Here is a 17,551-nt window from a genome sequence, read left to right as displayed (position 1 = left end):
AGGAATTTCAATGACGATAACAAGTAATGAAAATCTCGATATCCGAACCATGATTCATGACGCGAGAGGTCCTTTAAACCGGATTTCAATGAATGCCGAGTTAGTCAAATTAGTACTAGAGAATGATTTACCGCGTGATAAAGCACTTGATGCATTGAATAAAATTATTACTGCTTGTCAAGACTGTAGCGACAAGCTCCAAGCAATAAGTAATTCCCATAAAAACATTGGCGAATAACGTCGTTGTTTCACCTTAGTTTAGTCATAGAGTGAGAATATATGAAACAACGACGTTTATTTGGCAATACTGTTTTTACCTGGTTTACCGTCACTATCATTGTATTGGGGGTAATCAGTGTTAACGCTTATTTAGCGGTGAAAACTACCAAAGACCTGGCTAAAGTCCAAGAAAGTTTGACTAATACAGGTAATGTTATTTTAGTGCTTGATGAGTTACATCTGATGATACTTGCCGCTGAAAGCAGTCAACGGGGATATCTATTAACCGAAATTGAAGAATACCTTGCACCTTATATTAATTCAGTAAAACAACTGTCTGATCAGATTGAAAAAGTTCGTGTAGTTGAAGTTGAAATTGTGGGTCAAAGAGCCTTGATCGACGAAATAATTAGGCTTACTGAAATGAAAATGGAAGAAATGGAGAAGACCGTTTTGCTTGCCCAAGCGGATAAAGAGCGTTCGGCAATTCGGCTGGTCAAGGGAGGTGAGGGTAACGAATTGACCAAAGATCTAGATCAATTATTTTCGCAAGTAATTGACAATGAACTGACTTATCGAAATTTTTTGTACAGTAAATTAAACCGCTCTGAAAAAGAATCTGTGTTTACTTTCTTTACTTCCGCTATTACCAGCGCATTATTGCTACTCGGTTTAATTGTGTTAGCTAGATTAAATTTGGTAAGTGAAGAAAAATTCAGAAATTCATTGGAAAAACAAAATCAAAACCTCGCGCTGAAAGTGGATGAGCGAACTGAAAAGTTAACGGTTTATTCAGAAGAGCTTGCTCGCAGCAATAGGGAGCTGGAAGATTTCGCTTTTGTCGCTTCTCATGATTTACAAGAGCCATTACGTAAAATTCGTGCCTTTGGCGATAGGCTGCATTCCGATTATTCTGAGCAACTCGGAGAAAAAGGGGCGGACTATCTAAATCGCATGAAGAATGCGGCTGAGCGTATGTCTAATTTAATTAGCGATTTACTCGAGTTTTCTCGGGTATCCACCCGAGGTAAAGATTTTACTGATGTCGAAATGTCGACTGTAATTTCGGCGATTGAAAGTGATTTGGAAATCGCCATTGAAGAGAGTAAAACCCAGCTTATCGTCTCTGAATTACCTGTTATAAAAGGTGATTCCAGTCAAATGAACCAGTTGTTTTTAAATTTATTGTCAAATGCGATTAAGTTTAGAAAACCAGATGTTGCGCCGGTGATTGAGTTGCAATACCAACTTGAACAGAGTGCAGGCGTTGATGGTAAATCCAGTGGCGATATGCATGTCTTTATTTTAAGCGACAACGGTGTGGGTTTTGAAAACGAATTTGCAGAAAAAATATTTGTTCCATTTCAGCGATTACATGGGCGAAATGAATATAAAGGAACAGGGATAGGTCTAGCGGTATGTCGACGCATTGTTGAGCGACATGGCGGGACTATCTCTGCGACCAGTGAATTGGGTAAAGGGTCGACTTTTGTGATTAAATTACCTACCGATGCTGTACTTAACAAAATTTAATTTAAGAAATAAATAAGAAAGGAAGTAAATGCCTTATTCAAATAAAAAGTCATTAATAATCTTAATGGCAGATGACGATGATGATGACCGATTGTTAGCACAAGATGCTTTGAACGAAAGTCGAGTGTTGAATAGTCTTAAGTGTGTGGAAGACGGCGTAGAGTTAATGCACTACTTAAAGCGCGTGGGGAAATATGCTGATAAGGAGATCTACCCTCGACCCGGTTTAATTCTGCTCGACTTGAACATGCCTCGCAAAGATGGTCGCGAGGCGCTGGCAGAAATCAAAGCTGATCCAGATTTAAGAAGTATTCCTGTGGTTATTTTAACGACTTCTAAAGAAGAAGAAGACAAAATCAAAGGATATGGTTTAGGGGCTGCTTCTTACATCACTAAACCGGTTAATTTTGAAGGTCTAGTGGAAGTAATGAAGGCACTCGGAAAATATTGGGTCGAAATTGTAGAATTACCCGAGAACAAAGAGTAATTGACCAAGGTGATTGATTAATATGGATGTGAAATCAGCGCGAATTTTGATCGTGGAAGATGACGAAGATGATTATATTCTAACGCACGATCAATTGGAAAAACTCGACCGTCATCGATTCGAGATCGATTGGGTGACAAACTTAGAAGATGCATTAGAGCAATTAAAACGTAATGATCATGAGATTTGTTTACTCGACTATCATCTTGGTGCCTATACAGGTATCGACGTTTTAGATAAGGCCCAAGCACTAGGATCTCATGTTCCGATTATCATGCTAACTGGACAGTCGGATGACGATCTCGACAGATTAGCATTGAAAGCGGGGGCCGCTGATTTTTTAGTTAAGGGAGATATAACCAACGCTAGATTTACTCGAGCGATCCGCTATGCGATTTCTCGAGGTGAGATTGAAAAAGCACGGCAGCAAAGTTTAGACGCTGAGATTGAAAGTCGTTCTAAAGACAGGTTTATAGCCCATTTGAGCCATGAATTGCGAACCCCACTGACTTCTATTTTGGGCTATACCGAACTGTTATTAAACGGTGACAAAGCCAAAGATGCACAAAAAGAATTATCAACAATTCTAAATAATGGGCAGCACTTACTTAGTCTACTTAATGACATTCTTGATTTATCGAAAATCGCGGCAGGAAAACTGCAACTAAAACCTTCAGATGTGATGCTAAGCAGTTTTGTTGGTGACATATTGACGCTAATGCAAATGCCAGCCAATGAAAAAGGGTTGAGTCTTAAATTTTATTCGTCACCTCAAGTGCCTGAATTCATAAATGCTGATCCGACTCGTCTTCGCCAAGTCATCATCAATTTATTGTTCAATGGGATTAAATTTACTGATTCTGGAGAGGTATCCCTTACCGTTGATTTTGATCCTGAGCATCCTGAACAAATTCGATTCATAGTGTGTGATACCGGTATTGGTATTGCTGAGAGTGAAATCGACGTTATTTTTATTCCTTTTCAGCAACTCGAAGATGTAACGCTAAAAAGAGAGCAGGGAGCTGGGCTGGGTCTCGCGATTGCCACCGAATTAATTAGACGGATGGAAGGCGAGATAAATGTTACTTCAGAATTGGGTAAGGGCAGTGAATTTACCGTTAGTCTAAAGCTTCCTAAACAGTTTAGGGAAAACCTTAAGCCTTTAAACGTGAAAGTCTCTGATTTAGTGGCCACTGAACAATATGCACCACTGCGCGGGAAAATACTCATTGTCGATGATTTGCTTGATATAAGACAGTTAGTCGGTGAAATGTGTCGCTCATTTGGCTTAGAAGTGTTTTTCGCAGCAGATGGAAGTCAGGCTTTAGAGGCTATTAAACAGCCTGACAGCGCGTTTGATTTAGTGGTAATGGACATTCATATGCCAGTCATTGATGGACGTAAAGCGATTGTTGAAATACGAAATTACGGTTTTTCCAAGCCTGTATTAGCATTAACTGCGGCCAATATGAAAGGCGTAGACATCGAACTTACCGCGTTGGGCTTTGACAACATTATTGGTAAGCCGATCGATCAAAGTTTACTGTATCAATCGATTGCTAAATATTTGAAGCACAATGCGCAAGGGACTAAATTAAAAACTGAAATCGCTAATCTAACATCAAGTTCAAAGCAGACGTTATCAACAGTATTAGTGGTAGAAGATGATGCAGATTCTGCTGAATTAATCGTGCTTTTGCTTGATAGTCTTGGCATCAATGCGCAGAGTGCCAGTTCCTGTGAAACCTGTTTAAAACTGATCGCGCAGAATGAGTTATACAGTCATATTCTACTGGATAAAAATCTGCCTGATGGCAATGGCCTAAATTTAGCGACAGAAATTAGTCGAATTCAGCCTAATTGTGATCTCATTATTATCAGTGGCGAAGAAGTCAGTGCTGAAGAGTTAAGGAGTCACGGTATAAGCAATTCATTGCTCAAGCCAATTAGTCTACAACAGCTGCAAAGTGTATTTTCTTAGCTTTTTGTAACTGATTGATTTGCTCAATAAGTGAGTAGAATTGATATATTTAGGAAAACTTATCGCTATTTAGCTCGTGCTTTTACTGACAACAACAATTAGTGCTTTTTAAAACCATGGCTTATCGGTATTGAATATGTTGTTCATACACACGAGAAGGACGTAGTGTAGAGTCCTATTTGAGTTCATTTTTTAATGGGGTGTGAATTTTTTATGCTAAAAATATGGGCTTACAGGGCTTTATTCTTATTCGCTGTAGTGTGTCCACAGCTCCACGCGCAAAGCGATCTTGGTCCACCTCCAACAATCGTAGAAGAATCAAATGTTATCTGGGATGAAATTCAGTCCTATTGGCTAGAATTCCTGCAAGGATTGCCCTCGGTGATTTTTGGTTTGGCAATTTTTATCGTTTTCTATCTCTCGTCTCGTTATATCTCAGAGTTAATGCTCAAGCCTCTTTCATACATGAGTTCTAGTTTACTTATCAGAGTAGTCATTCGTCGAATTTTTCAATTACTTATTATTCTGTTGGGAACTTATATCTTTCTGCGTTTCGCAGGTTTGAGTGAATTCGCTGTGGCAATTTTAAGTGGCACAGGGGTGGTTGGTTTAATCATCGGTTTTGCATTTAAAGATATCGCTGAAAACTTTATTTCTAGTTTGTTATTGAGTATTCAAAAGCCATTTAAAATAGGCGATATTATTGAAGTTGATAACCGAATTGGAGTGGTAAAACAGGTAACCGCTAGAGCAACCACACTATTAGATTTTGACGGAGATCATATTCAAATACCCAATTCGACAGTTTATAAAAATGTCATAAGAAATGTGAGTGCTAACCCTAATTCACGAGGCAACTTTGTTATTGGTGTTGGTTATGATTCAAGTGTTGTAGATGCGCAAAAGTTAGCAATGACAGTGTTGCAAATCACCGAAGCAGTGTTAGATGATCCCGAACCCCAAGTTTTAGTGGATAATCTAGCCTCTTCAACAATTAACCTTAAAGTGTATTTTTGGATTAATACGCATCAACACAGTTTGTTAAAAGTATCGTCGTTATTGATGAGAACCATATTAAGTGAGTTTGAAAAAGCGGGTATTAGTATGCCCGATGATGCACGAGAAGTTATTTTTCCTGAAGGTGTTAAATTAATCGGCGCAGAGCAGGTGATTTGCGAATCTCAAGAAAGCCAGCAGAGTGGCCAAAAAACCAATAAGCGTTTGAAAAAACAGGAAAGTAAATTGGATAATCAATCTCTATCAACTAGAATAGAAAGCGAAGAGCAAGGGACAGAACATATAGATGATTTGAGTAGTGATGCAGATACTATTCGTGAACAGGCTAATTCGGCAAGGGACCCGGAACAGGGACAAAATATACTTTAAATTGAATATTAAATTTTGTGCTGATGGATAAAAGGAGTCATCCTAATTGAAGAGCATGCAACGTACATATCTTTCCTTTTTGTATCTTAAGATTTTTAAGGTCAGCTGTGTGTTGTGTCTATTCTTTATGAGCGTGGCAGGAGCTAAAGAACTATTATTGCTAGCTGCACAAGAACACGAACCTTACCTTGGAATAAACTTACCCAATCAAGGCTACGTGCATCAAATTGTTACTGAAGCATTCGCAAGAAAAGACGTTCATGTTGAGTTTGTTTATTATCCTGCAGCGAGGGCTCAGAAACTTGCTGCTGAAGGCAAGGTCGATGGAATTTTGCCGGTTTATTTCAGTGATACTCTTTCTCAGACTTTTTTATATTCTGCTCCTTTCCCAGGGGATGTCATTGGCCTTTTAAAACGCAAAGATACTGCAACTTCTGTTGTGATTGATAAAAATAATAGTGTCAATGAAACATTGCAAGGCTTGAGTAAATACTATTTTGGTTTGGTTCGCGGAAGCGCTTCTGAACACTTGGTTGACCAAACTCATTTTCTAAGTAAGCAATACGTCTCAAATAATTTAATCAATATTGATAAGTTGTTCGCCCGACGCATTGATTTTGCGCTAATCGATAAATACAGCGCTGGTCATCTAATCGTGTCGCACCGTCCTCATATGATTGGAAAATTAGAATTTGTTTACCCTCCACTTGTAGACAAAGAGTTTCATATAGCCTTTACAAAAAGTAATTCGAATGCACAGAGGTGGGTGAATTTATTTAATCAAGGTTTAGCATCGATGATTGCTGATGGTCGATTTGCCAATATTTTGGCCAAGCATGGTTTTTCGTCTTCGCCTAAAGAGATAGATAAGGAGCTTCAAAATCAAAAATTAGTGATAGGTACGGTGAATAATGCTGACATGCTGATTTTAAAAGACCTTTCTTCTCATTTCGAGTTGGATAATCCTGATGTGCAACTTGAATGGAAAGTGTTAGATGAAGGTGTGTTACGCAAGAGGTTGTTAACTGATCTAGCTATTTCTGCAGGGCAGTTTGATGTTATGACCATTGGTTCTTATGAAATACCCATCTGGGCAAAAAATGGCTGGATTGCGCCGATCGATTCATTGCCTGAAGAATATGGTTTAGACGACATAGTTGATAGTGTGAAAAACGATGTCTCTGTAGACAAACAACTTTTTGCCCTGCCTTTTTATGCTGAGTCCTCGGTAACCTATTACCGTTCAGACTTATTTAAACAAGCTGATATTGTTATGCCAAAACAGCCTACGTTTAATCAAATATATGAATTTGCCAATAAACTAAATGCACCTGAAAAAGGTATTTACGGTATTTGTCTGCGAGGTAAAGGTGGTTGGGGTTCAAATCTGGCATTGATCACTACTATGGTAAATAGCTATGGAGGTAGTTGGTTTGACTTAAATTGGCGTCCTCAAATTGAATCGAAAGAGTGGCACAACGCAGTTTCTATGTATGTGGATTTGCTTGCCAAATTTGGTCCCCCCAATGCTGTGGAAAATAATTATATTGAAAACCTAGATTTATTCCTAAAAGGAAAATGTGCTATTTGGGTTGATGCCTCAATTGCCGCGAGTTCTTTGGTTAATTCGACTCAGTCGACGTTTAGCCAAAATATCCAAATGGCCAATGCTCCCATAGCTAAATATAAGAATGGTTCTAATTGGTTATGGACGTGGTCGTTAGCAATACCAAGTTCTTCGTCAAATAAGGATGCGGCCCTTAAGTTTGCACAGTGGGCCACTTCGGCCGAATACATTCAGTTAGTCGCTGCAAAATATGGTTGGCAATCCATCCCCCAAGGGACTCGCAAGTCAATATATAAAAAACCTGAATATTTGCAAGCTGCACCCTTTGCGCCTGTCGTAATTGACACCATCAATAACATCGATTTGTATCATTCTACGTTCCAGCCCAGTCCTTATTTGGGAGTACAATTTGTACCTATTGCTGAATTTACATCAATGGGAGATCAAGTTGGTATGTTGCTAGAAAAAGCGTTGAAAAAAGAACTTACAGTAGAGTCTGCGTTAAAACAAAGTCAAGACTTGGTTGATAAACAAATGCGGATATCGGGTTACTATTAATCCTAAATACAACTTAGATGAGATTCCTTCACTAAAATTTCCTGCTTAAATCGCCTATTCGGCAGCTAAAAGTTTATCAGCTACTGTTGCGACGTATCCGGAACGTGTACAATCGGTTTCTTGTATTAAGAACAAGATGTTATGAAAAAAATAGCGACTTTAGGCCCTCCAGGCACATTCTGTGACATGGCCACAGGTATTTATACCGCCAATCAATCTGATATCTATCAAGTGGAGTATTTTCCAACGATTGTGGGTACGCTCGCAGAAATCGGTAATAGCTGTGATATTGGTATTATTCCCATCGAAAACTTTTCGGAAGGCTTTATCGCACTTGTTCTTGATGAACTCATTGCTGCTGACTTACATGTGGTCAGCGAGATTATACTGCCCATCAAGTTTTCTATGATCAGTAATGCTAATGCGTTATCTGACATTCAACAATTGTACGTGCAGTTTGTTGCTCGTGGACAATGTTTTGAGTTTTTAGATGGGCTTAGCAATGCAAAAATTGTCACCACAGATAGTAATATTGAATCGTTAAATCGATTTAAAGACTCAGAAATACCGAGTGCGGCTATTGTTCCATCAACCTCTTACCGCAAAAGTGATTTTCCATTGGTGGTTGAGGAAGTTAACGACTATAAAAATAATCAAACCCGATTTCTAGTCATGTCAAAAACGGTACAACCTACACCAGAAGAAGCCGATAAAACCAGCCTGATCGTCCTTGATGACCATGATCATCCCGGATATTTGGGGGAAGTTTTACTTTCGTTTTCTAAACGAAATATCAATCTAACCTCAATAATTTCTCGTCCCACACGGAAAACATTTGGTAAGTACCATTTTTTTATTGATTTCGACGGTAATATTGATGATCCGATTGTTGCCGAGGCACTATCTGAAATCGGTAAAACCAACAATCTCAAATTGCTTGGTTCTTACAAAAAGGCGAAAAGTCTGAGTTGACGCTTTGTTATAGACCTGGTTTTGAGGGGTTACCAAGCAGTTTAGATTATAGGTATGTTTGGTCATGTTTTATTGCCAAGAGGCTGGTAAATATCTATTACATACACAGCCATTTCACAATAACTGCGGGGCAATTAAATGCGTGTAATTATCATCATCTGATAATTGCAATTCTAAGTCTGATTAACATAGGTAATATATGTCTGAGATAACGTTATTTGCGATGCCAGGAAGTTGCTCGAGAGTGTCTTTGATTTTGTTAGAAGAGGCGAAGGCAAAATACGATATTCATTGGGTGAACTTAATGAAAGCAGAGCACAAATCAGCGGAATTTAAGCAAATCAATCCAAAATCAAAAGTCCCAGCTCTGGCCGTTGAAAGTCAGGTTTTGACTGAAAATCCAATGATTATAAAATATATTAGCGAACGATTCCCTGAAGCTAATCTGTTGCCTAAGGTGGATTCTGGCTTAGCAGAATATCAACAAATATCCGATCTATGTTTTTGTTCATCCACTATACATCCGTTGGTCACTCGATTTTGTATCCCCGCATTTTTTGCAGATGAAAACGGCATGCCGAGCGTGAAAGCAAAAGCGCTTGAGGCGCTAATGGATTCATTGGCTTGGGTAGAGCAAAGATTAGCGGCAGGAAATTGGTGGTATGGAGAACAATGGAGTGCGGTGGATGCCTATATCTTTTGGATTATTTCAAGGTTGCAGCGCTGCGAGTTTAGCTTAGCAACTTTACCCAATTTAGCCCATCACACCGAAAAAATGCTTAAACGCGACTCTGTTATAAATGCCTTAAACAAAGAGAAGCTTGCTAATTTTTAAAGCAAACTAGACTGGGATATTTTACATTTAATCACTACTGGCAAACGTTTAAGAGTTGCTCAAATTCAACATCATTTCGTCTATCTGTTGATATCGTATGAAGTTTGCTGCATCAAGGTATTCTTGGTTTGGTGGTGAGTCGAAATTATCTGTTGTTTAATTGAGGAAATCGACTAAATACAGAAATTATATGGAGTTAAAACGGGTATATGAAACAACGAAGTATAGTAGGGACTTGGGTATCTGAAATTGGTTTAGGGTGCATGAATTTAAGTCATGCATATGGGACTCCGCCAGCGGAAACTGAAGCTATAGGATTATTAGAAAAAGCCCTAGAGCTAGGAGTTACTCATTTTGATACCGCAGCTCTCTACGGTTTTGGCAATAATGAAAAGCTGGTAGGTAAGGTGCTTAAACCTCATCGTGAACGAATTTTCTTGGCCAGTAAATGTGGTATGCGGGGAATCAATGGCAAGCGAATAATTGATGGTAGCCCTAAAGCAATAAGGGAAACTATTGAGCAGTCTCTTTTAAGTCTGCAAACTGATGTGTTGGATTTATACTATTTGCACCGCTGGGATAAAAGTATTCCCATTGAAGAAAGTGTTGGAGAACTTTCTCGTTTAGTTACCGAAGGTAAAATAAAAGGGATTGGTTTGTCTGAAGTATCAGCCGTCACCCTAAGAAAAGCCCATGCAGAACATCCTATTTCAGCGCTACAAGCCGAATACTCATTGTGGACCCGCAACCCTGAAATAGCCTGTTTAGAAACCTGTTTAGAATTAGGAACGGCCTTTGTGGCATTTTCACCTTTAGCGCGAGGATTTTTAAGTGGTGATATTACCGATTCGAGTGGTTTTTTAGACAATGATATTCGAAAAAACATGCCTCGTTTTCAATCAGAAAACTTATCGAAAAATTTGAATCTACTTGAGCAATTACGGACTATCGCTGAAGAACATGAATGCACTCTATCGCAATTAAGTCTCGCCTGGTTATTGCACCAAGGACCACATGTGTTGCCCATTCCAGGCACTACACAAATAGCTCATTTAAAGGAAAATATGCGAGCCTCTAAAATCGTCCTAACACCAGAAGAGCTAATTAAACTAGAGAAGATTTTTGAACCAAGTAAGATTGCTGGTGGCCGTTATCCGGTTGCGACGCAATTAGAAATTGATACTGAAGAGTTTTAACATTAATTCATGCAGCGCAGATTAATTAGTTTAGTAATCCATCTTCATGGTATTCATTGTGGTGAAATAACATATGGATTTTATTGCTAACGATTTTTTAACGCCCACACTTTGCGTACTACTAATAATAGTCGCGGGTTTTACTTCGTTTGTCACCGCCGGTTTTGGTGCGGGTGGGGGGCTTTTTTTGTTAGTAGTGATGGCGGCTATTATGCCGATGTCTGCCGTCATACCGGTTCATGGTTTAGTGCAACTCGGCTCAAATGCTAATAGAGCAATATTAACCTACCGACATCTTGACCGAAAAATGCTGCTTTATTTTTCGTTAGGTGCAGTTATAGGCGCTTTTTCAGCTTCATTTGTGGTCACCCAATTACCGCTAACATTAATGAAGTTATTGTTAGGGGTATTTGTCATATATTTATTGTGGGCAACCACTCCGACGATCAAAGAGACTTCAACATTAGGAAGAATAATTGCCGGGATTGTAACAACGTTTTTGTCGATGTTTGTTGGCGCAAGTGGTCCACTAGTCGGCAGTTACATGTACATGAATAATTATGACAAACTGCGTTTTACAGCAACATTTTCAACCTGTATGACATTTCAACACTGTCTTAAAGCGTTGGTGTTTGGAGCGATAGGGTTCGCTTTTTGGGATTGGCTTCCATTAATTATTGCCATGGTCTTGAGTGGAACAATTGGGACTTGGCTTGGTATCAAACTGCTTAAAAGGCTCCCAGCAGAACGCTTCAAGTTCATTTTTAAAATAGTCCTCACGCTTATGTCTGTCCAGCTAATTTGGCAAGCTGGGATGAGTATACTTCAGGACCTTTAGGTTTGTTAAGGTGGGTAAATTACCCTGCTTTATTAATCTACATATGTAAAAAAGCCCCAAAAACGGGGCTTATAGTTGACTCAATTAATGGTTAAAACGAAACCGTGACCTCTTCAGAACATGCCGTGGTTTCATCACAGATCATGTAAACAAAGGTAGTGCCTGAGACTCTACGTTCTCTGTCACGATACACACCGGTATTCTCTACCGTTTCTAATAGCACACCATTTCGATAGACATCTACCATATCTGCGCTAGAACCAGTGTAAGACAGGTCGATACGCAAATTCCCGAAGCGTGACATATAAGATCTATCTACTTCTAACTCGATATCAACACTGGAAACAGCTACAGATTGCACTACCGTATCGGATTGACCTTCTGAGTCAGTAGTCGTCAACGAAACCTCATAACTGCCCGTTGCTGGGAATATGTGGACAGGATTTACATCTACCGATGTGCTGCCATCACCAAAGTCCCAAAGGTAGCTTACGATGTCATTATTTACATCAGTACTTTCATTTGTAAAGGTCGCTTGTAAACCATCGGATTCATAACTGAAGGCTGCAACTGGTGGCGCTATTGCAACTTCTCCGACACCAGTAATGGTTAATTCCCAACTGTTAAGTGTGCCGTTGTCGCCGTTATAAATGTCTAAGACATTCAAGGTCCAGTCACCAGTAGCTACTTCACCATCAAATGCACTAGATTCGAAGCTCTCTACAATGTCATCTTCACTGCCGCCGGTATTGGCAGTCAATACAGTAGATGTTCCTGCAGGCGAGGTGAGTGTTAGGACTAAATCTCCTCTATAGGTGTGGCTGATATTCACAAACGTACTGGTGCCAAACACTGTCAATGGATCTGCAATAGTTATAACAGAATCAATACCAATATCATCTGGATCTTCTTCGTTAGGAAGAGTTGGTATGGAAGTGTTATTACTGTATACGAAATCGTTTAGGCCTTGAGGGAATACAAATAAACCTAAGGTTTTCTCTTTAACAATGTCGCCACTGGTACCAGTTACCGTAAATTCATAATCGCCATAAGGAGTATCGTCTAAGGTGTCAACTGTGAGGGTGAAGGTGTCACCTGGTTCAACAGTGGTAGCCGATAACACACCTAAACCGGAAGTATCAGTAAGAGATAGGCTAACTTCGCCTTCCCAATCAGAAATACTACCGACTTCGAAAGTATATATTGCACTTTCGCCTGCGGTGATTTCTAGATTCACTGGGCTGACACTAAATTTAAAGCCTGGAGTAGGATCTGCATCTAATAGTGCTTGGTGAACATTGAGGCGCTTGCCTGTTACGGTTCGTCCTTGCATGACTGCATTATCGTCACCAGTGGTCATTAACAACTCTTTCATTTCAAGGGCCGTTAAATCAGGATTTAAAGACCACACTAATGCAGCAGCTCCGGCAACATGTGGCGTGGCCATTGATGTGCCTGAATAACTGGAATATCCATTACCTGGTGTAGTGGATAAAATTGCACTGCCTGGCGCGGCCATATCAACGGAAGTTAAACCATAAGAATAGCCAGAATCGCCATCTGTACGGTTAACACTTGCCACTGCTAGAATATTATCGTTATCATAATTCGAAGGGTAGTGTGGGGTGATATCATTGTCTGTACCATCGTTACCCGCCGCGGCCACAAATAAAATGTCGGCATCACCTGCGGCTGTAATTGAATCTTTTAATGCTTGGCTGAAAGGACCGCCGCCCCAACTATTGTTAAGTGCACGTACGTTTACACCTGCATCTTTAAGAGAAACAAAATAATCGATACACTCGATCGCACCTGCGGTTTCACCAAATCCGTCTGCAGCAAGGAATTTACATCCAGCAATTGACACTTCGTGGTTAACACCAACTACACCAACACCATTATTACCGGTTGCACCAATGGTTCCTGATACGTGTGAACCATGTCCTTGATCATCCATAGGATCAGAATCGCCATTAACCGTATCAATACCATATATATCGTCGACATAGCCATTGCCGTCGTTATCGATACCATCATCGGCGATTTCGCCCGGATTCATCCACATATTATCGGTTAGATCTTCATGTAAATAATCAACACCAGTATCAATAACACCGATTACGATACTACTATCTCCGGTGGTAATATCCCAAGCCTCAGGGGCATCGATATCAGCATCTTCTATGCCGCCGCTTTGTCCGGTATTATTTAATCCCCACAATGAACCAAAGTCGGGATCGTCTGGAATAAGTGCGGCTTTACTTATAATGTAGTTTGGTTCAGCGTATAAAACGGCTGGGTTAGCCCTAAGTGTTTCGAGTGCGGATTTAACTGATTTACCGGCTAGTTTTAATTTCGCTATTCGACCATTCATTAGATGAGAAAAACGGTCGTCAATTTCATCTCTGTTTAAATCTGTTATACGTGCAGCAACTCCGGCTCTTGCCGATTTCTTTTGGCTCGCAGAAACGCCGTCTTTATAGACAACAATTACTGAATCTGATTTATATGCATGGCTATTTGCAGCATGCACATTTGTAGCAGCCAGCGCTGGTAGCAGCGCCAGTGTGATCGCAGAAAGTTTGGCTTTCATAATTAAAGAATCCTAAATAAACACAAACAAACTTAGCTATTGGCTAAGCGACGGTTACAGATTCTCCAAACAACAAAACAATGAGTCTTACATTTACACAACTCAGTCACATTAACGCTATTCAATATGGCTTTTCCATCAAAAACGGTAAAAATACAACTTTTTTGGTAAGAATATTGGGCGATTTTATAATACTAGTACTAAAGGGTTAGTTTCAAAAAGGTAACTGTCACCTGCCAATTTAAAGCTTATGCATTTTACTAGCACTAAAGTGCTAACAGGCTGATTTGGTCAAGTTTGGAATGCATCTAACTATTTGAATTTTAAAGTAAATATAAATACAACTTTAGGGCTATAGCACTGAGTAGTGAGTTGGGTTTAAAGTCAATCGCAGGTTTCAGAGCCGAAATTGTAGTGTTAAAGGAGTAGTAATAGATGATTGGAAGCCCTATCAATAAGAATCACAGACAATGGAGTGTTCACTCCCTCAAAAATTTGGGATCTGTGTTTTTAGGAAGCGCTTTATTCATTTCATCCTTTGCGTGCTTTTCACAACAAGACTCTCTAGACCTAATAGACTCTCCTCTGACTTTAAGTCTTGCTCGTACCGTCAATTCCAACGCATCGCAAAGCATGTTAGTGATTGACCAATACGGCGTACACAACACAACACATATAATTCAGGCTGCCAATTCTTCAAATCTCATAAATGTTACACAGCATGGTAATGGCAACTATGCTGACATCACACAAATAGGCGTTGGAAACTACGTTGATTTAGTGCAAAGCGGTGATGAAAACTTGCTAGAAGTTGTGCAACAAGGTGATTTTAATTTGGCAAATATAAACCAATTAGGTGAGCAAAGTTTCATTGTTCATCAAATTGGTAACGATATGGTTGTAAACATTACCCAATATAAGAAGTAAAGGTGTTTGCAATTACTCATGGAGAATAAAATGAAGTTTAGAAAAACGACAGTAGCCAGTTCTATTATTTTAGCAGTACTAGCTGGGCAAGTTAGCATTGCTAATGCACAAACCGCAATTAAAGATGATAACCCTTCCGTGCAATCTGATTTCATGATTGCGGCCGTCGGTAATGTCATTAATTTAACCCAATCAGCCCCTGTTGGTAATGCAGTGGGTAATGAAGCTTTGTTAATGCAAGAAGGCGACTTTAATGGCCTTGATGTCACCATAGTGGGTGATGCAAACATGGTCGACGCTGAACAATTTGGTGACGGTAATATCATTTACGGTGTAATCACCGGAGATGAAAATGCCGTAGAACTATATCAAAATGGCATTGAGAATGACGCTGAAATCGTTATCGAAGGAAGTTTCAATGAAGTAGAAATTTCGCAAATGGGCGATGGTGGTCCCTTTGGTTTTATTTTCAATCGTTCAATTAATGATATTACAGGTGATGGTAACCTTTTAGTTGTTGACCAAGGCGATGGTGGTAACTGGGCGAATAACTCTATAACAGGTTTTGATAACGAAGTTGAAATTACTCAAACTGAAGATTGGCAAGAATCATATATTAGAACCCTTGTAGGGGACGGAAACGAAGTTGAGGTATATCAAGGCGGTTATTATAACGTTGCCGATATCGCTGAAATCACAGGTAATGACAATGACGTTAGACTAGAATCTGATGGTGATTATAACCGTATCTACGGCTATGTTTATGGTGACGACAATACTATAGATTTTGAACAATCAGGTGATGATAACTATGCTGAATTGGGTATATTTGAAGGTGATGGTTCAAGTGCAGAAATCACTCAAATGGGTACCCTTAATGAAGCGAATATAGATAATCTTGGAGACAGCAGCGATTACGAGATTACTCAAATTGGTTATGGAAATATTGGTTACACAGGTTCTATAGGCGGATCTAATGACTTTTCGGTGTTCCAAAATGGTGATCTTAACCTTGCCAGCACAGTTAACTTCGACGGTTTCGACAATGAAGTTTCTATTTCGCAGCAAGGTGATGAAAATACGCTGTTAGCCGAAGCTGGTGTTGGCGAAGATGGAGTGAGTGGTTATTACGCAGACGCAAACACAATCAATGCTGAACAAATGGGTAATCAAAATGATGCGGTAATTCGTCTCGGTGGCAGCAATGATAGTCATTTAAATACATTAGATGTTGCCCAATCTGGTGATCTAAACGTGTTGGATTTACTGATTGATGGTTCTGACAATTCTATTGATATATTACAAGAGGGTAATGACAACTGGATCGTTGGTGAGGAAGCATTGGCTATGACAATTACTGGTGACGGTATGAGTCTGTCTATTTCTCAAGTCGGTAATGATAACCTGGTAACTGGCAGTATGAGTGGTACGGGAGGTAGTATTTCCGTCAGTCAAGTAGGTGATTATAATGTTGCCTCAATTACTCAGCTGTAATAGTTAGACTAACAATAGGGGGATAATTCCCCCTACTGTTATGCGCTAAATTACGCTGGTTTTTCTATACAAATACAGTTGATAAATAAAAACGTGGTAACACTACTGTCAAAAAAAATAGTCACCTTAATAAGCCGAACCTTGTTAATTGTTAGTCTAACAATTTTCAAATCTGATTACGTCATGGCCGATGACTTCGCCCTAAGTGGTCTATTACTAGACAATACAATCAGTCGCCAAGGTCATGAGTTTGCTAATGAGTTTGGTAAATATTGGCGTGATATCCCCAATACATTTGGCCAAAATGTTCAAATTAAAGAAATTATTGTTCCACAGGCAGGGACAAAATTAACAGTGCAGTTTGATAACAAAACAATTTATCAAACTTATATGGGGCGCAGACAAACCCCAATCAAGCAACGAGTTGAAGTTGCGGTTGTTTTATTAGTCGATGCTTTATCTCGAGCAGGCACGACTCAAGATAACCCTGACCTTGCTGATGATGAATGGTGAAAATATGAAAAAAAATAAAATACTTAATATTACTTTTCTCGTGGGGGTATTCTCCTCACCAATATTAGCGACCGAATTAGTTTACGAACCGATTAATCCAAGTTTCGGCGGCAGTCCATTAAATGGCAGTTACCTGCTAAGTAAAGCAAATGCACAAAATACCCATACCGCATCAAGTAGTGAACGGACATACGCTGAAAGTTTGCAAGATTCGTTAGAACGCGCATATATCAATAGGATCGTGCGGGAAGTTACCGATTTGGCATTCGGTGAAGTGAGTTATGACGAGAATGGCGATCCCATCGAAAGTATTTTTTCTGAAGACTCCATTTTTATGAGCGGTGAATTTCAAGTTGAATTAATAACCAGCAATCCTGACAGTATTGTTGTAGAAATTACCAATATAATAACTGATGAGATAACAATCGTCGAAATTCCAAGGTTCGGATAAT

General features: G+C 39.5%; 15 protein-coding genes. 14 read left to right on the top strand and 1 reads right to left on the bottom strand.

Annotated features, from left to right (window positions below):
* Positions 1–10: 10 nt before the first annotated feature.
* The 10 genes from ABWV72_RS09405 (at position 11) to ABWV72_RS09360 (ending at position 11,572) form a co-directional block, all read left to right on the top strand.
* Complete coding sequence (locus tag ABWV72_RS09405; protein WP_216047394.1) at positions 11–238, top strand: histidine kinase; 228 nt, start codon at positions 11–13, stop codon at positions 236–238.
* 41 nt (positions 239–279) lie between these two features.
* Positions 280–1,752: a sensor histidine kinase gene (locus tag ABWV72_RS09400; RefSeq protein WP_353370198.1), complete on the top strand. Its 1,473-nt coding sequence runs from the start codon at positions 280–282 to the stop codon at positions 1,750–1,752.
* A 28-nt stretch (positions 1,753–1,780) separates the two neighbouring features.
* Positions 1,781–2,239 carry a response regulator gene (locus tag ABWV72_RS09395; RefSeq protein WP_353370196.1) on the top strand — a complete coding sequence of 153 codons (459 nt, stop codon included), beginning with the start codon at positions 1,781–1,783 and terminating at the stop codon, positions 2,237–2,239.
* 22 nt (positions 2,240–2,261) lie between these two features.
* Positions 2,262–4,220, top strand: a complete 1,959-nt coding sequence (locus ABWV72_RS09390; protein ID WP_353370194.1) for a response regulator — start codon at positions 2,262–2,264, stop codon at positions 4,218–4,220.
* A 213-nt stretch (positions 4,221–4,433) separates the two neighbouring features.
* The gene (locus ABWV72_RS09385) at positions 4,434–5,606 is read left to right on the top strand and encodes a mechanosensitive ion channel family protein (RefSeq protein ID WP_353370192.1); all 1,173 of its coding nucleotides are present in this window, start codon (positions 4,434–4,436) and stop codon (positions 5,604–5,606) included.
* 109 nt (positions 5,607–5,715) lie between these two features.
* Positions 5,716–7,731, top strand: coding sequence for an extracellular solute-binding protein (locus ABWV72_RS09380; protein WP_353370190.1), 2,016 nt, complete (start codon positions 5,716–5,718; stop codon positions 7,729–7,731).
* Between the two features lie 141 nt (positions 7,732–7,872).
* Positions 7,873–8,703, top strand: coding sequence for a prephenate dehydratase (locus ABWV72_RS09375; protein ID WP_216047399.1), 831 nt, complete (start codon positions 7,873–7,875; stop codon positions 8,701–8,703).
* A 199-nt stretch (positions 8,704–8,902) separates the two neighbouring features.
* Positions 8,903–9,538, top strand: a complete 636-nt coding sequence (locus ABWV72_RS09370) for a glutathione S-transferase family protein (protein ID WP_303499653.1) — start codon at positions 8,903–8,905, stop codon at positions 9,536–9,538.
* 209 nt (positions 9,539–9,747) lie between these two features.
* A complete protein-coding gene (locus ABWV72_RS09365) occupies positions 9,748–10,734 on the top strand; it encodes an aldo/keto reductase (RefSeq protein ID WP_216047401.1) in 987 nt (328 codons plus the stop codon).
* A 73-nt stretch (positions 10,735–10,807) separates the two neighbouring features.
* The gene (locus ABWV72_RS09360; protein ID WP_303499652.1) at positions 10,808–11,572 is read left to right on the top strand and encodes a sulfite exporter TauE/SafE family protein; all 765 of its coding nucleotides are present in this window, start codon (positions 10,808–10,810) and stop codon (positions 11,570–11,572) included.
* Positions 11,573–11,663: 91 nt separating this feature from the next.
* On the opposite strand, the gene ABWV72_RS09355 is transcribed toward ABWV72_RS09360, so the two are convergent.
* A complete protein-coding gene (locus ABWV72_RS09355) occupies positions 11,664–14,165 on the bottom strand; it encodes a S8 family serine peptidase (protein WP_216047403.1) in 2,502 nt (833 codons plus the stop codon).
* A 435-nt stretch (positions 14,166–14,600) separates the two neighbouring features.
* Between ABWV72_RS09355 and ABWV72_RS09350 the strand changes: the two genes are divergently transcribed.
* From ABWV72_RS09350 to ABWV72_RS09335, 4 genes are all read left to right on the top strand, one after another.
* A complete protein-coding gene (locus ABWV72_RS09350; RefSeq protein WP_342807758.1) occupies positions 14,601–15,092 on the top strand; it encodes a curlin subunit CsgB in 492 nt (163 codons plus the stop codon).
* Positions 15,093–15,122: 30 nt separating this feature from the next.
* A complete protein-coding gene (locus ABWV72_RS09345) occupies positions 15,123–16,586 on the top strand; it encodes an autotransporter outer membrane beta-barrel domain-containing protein (protein WP_216047405.1) in 1,464 nt (487 codons plus the stop codon).
* 183 nt (positions 16,587–16,769) lie between these two features.
* Complete coding sequence (locus ABWV72_RS09340) at positions 16,770–17,099, top strand: CsgE family curli-type amyloid fiber assembly protein (protein ID WP_216047406.1); 330 nt, start codon at positions 16,770–16,772, stop codon at positions 17,097–17,099.
* Between the two features lie 4 nt (positions 17,100–17,103).
* A complete protein-coding gene (locus ABWV72_RS09335; RefSeq protein WP_342807762.1) occupies positions 17,104–17,550 on the top strand; it encodes a curli assembly protein CsgF in 447 nt (148 codons plus the stop codon).
* Position 17,551 lies beyond the last annotated feature (1 nt).

Source organism: Aliiglaciecola sp. NS0011-25 (assembly GCF_040370605.1).
GTDB lineage: Bacteria > Pseudomonadota > Gammaproteobacteria > Enterobacterales > Alteromonadaceae > Aliiglaciecola > Aliiglaciecola lipolytica_A.
This window is presented reverse-complemented; position numbering and strand designations above follow the sequence as displayed.

What these genes read in the sequence shown, in the direction of transcription:
- ABWV72_RS09340 (WP_216047406.1), top strand. Translation starts at nt 16,770, where the DNA reads ATGGCCGATGACTTCGCCCTAAGTGGTCTATTACTAGACAATACAATC.
- ABWV72_RS09390 (WP_353370194.1), top strand. Translation starts at nt 2,262, where the DNA reads ATGGATGTGAAATCAGCGCGAATTTTGATCGTGGAAGATGACGAAGAT.
- ABWV72_RS09385 (WP_353370192.1), top strand. Translation starts at nt 4,434, where the DNA reads ATGCTAAAAATATGGGCTTACAGGGCTTTATTCTTATTCGCTGTAGTG.
- ABWV72_RS09375 (WP_216047399.1), top strand. Translation starts at nt 7,873, where the DNA reads ATGAAAAAAATAGCGACTTTAGGCCCTCCAGGCACATTCTGTGACATG.
- ABWV72_RS09345 (WP_216047405.1), top strand. Translation starts at nt 15,123, where the DNA reads ATGAAGTTTAGAAAAACGACAGTAGCCAGTTCTATTATTTTAGCAGTA.
- ABWV72_RS09355 (WP_216047403.1), bottom strand. Translation starts at nt 14,165, where the DNA reads ATGAAAGCCAAACTTTCTGCGATCACACTGGCGCTGCTACCAGCGCTG.
- ABWV72_RS09400 (WP_353370198.1), top strand. Translation starts at nt 280, where the DNA reads ATGAAACAACGACGTTTATTTGGCAATACTGTTTTTACCTGGTTTACC.
- ABWV72_RS09405 (WP_216047394.1), top strand. Translation starts at nt 11, where the DNA reads ATGACGATAACAAGTAATGAAAATCTCGATATCCGAACCATGATTCAT.
- ABWV72_RS09365 (WP_216047401.1), top strand. Translation starts at nt 9,748, where the DNA reads ATGAAACAACGAAGTATAGTAGGGACTTGGGTATCTGAAATTGGTTTA.
- ABWV72_RS09335 (WP_342807762.1), top strand. Translation starts at nt 17,104, where the DNA reads ATGAAAAAAAATAAAATACTTAATATTACTTTTCTCGTGGGGGTATTC.
- ABWV72_RS09350 (WP_342807758.1), top strand. Translation starts at nt 14,601, where the DNA reads ATGATTGGAAGCCCTATCAATAAGAATCACAGACAATGGAGTGTTCAC.
- ABWV72_RS09395 (WP_353370196.1), top strand. Translation starts at nt 1,781, where the DNA reads ATGCCTTATTCAAATAAAAAGTCATTAATAATCTTAATGGCAGATGAC.
- ABWV72_RS09370 (WP_303499653.1), top strand. Translation starts at nt 8,903, where the DNA reads ATGTCTGAGATAACGTTATTTGCGATGCCAGGAAGTTGCTCGAGAGTG.
- ABWV72_RS09360 (WP_303499652.1), top strand. Translation starts at nt 10,808, where the DNA reads ATGGATTTTATTGCTAACGATTTTTTAACGCCCACACTTTGCGTACTA.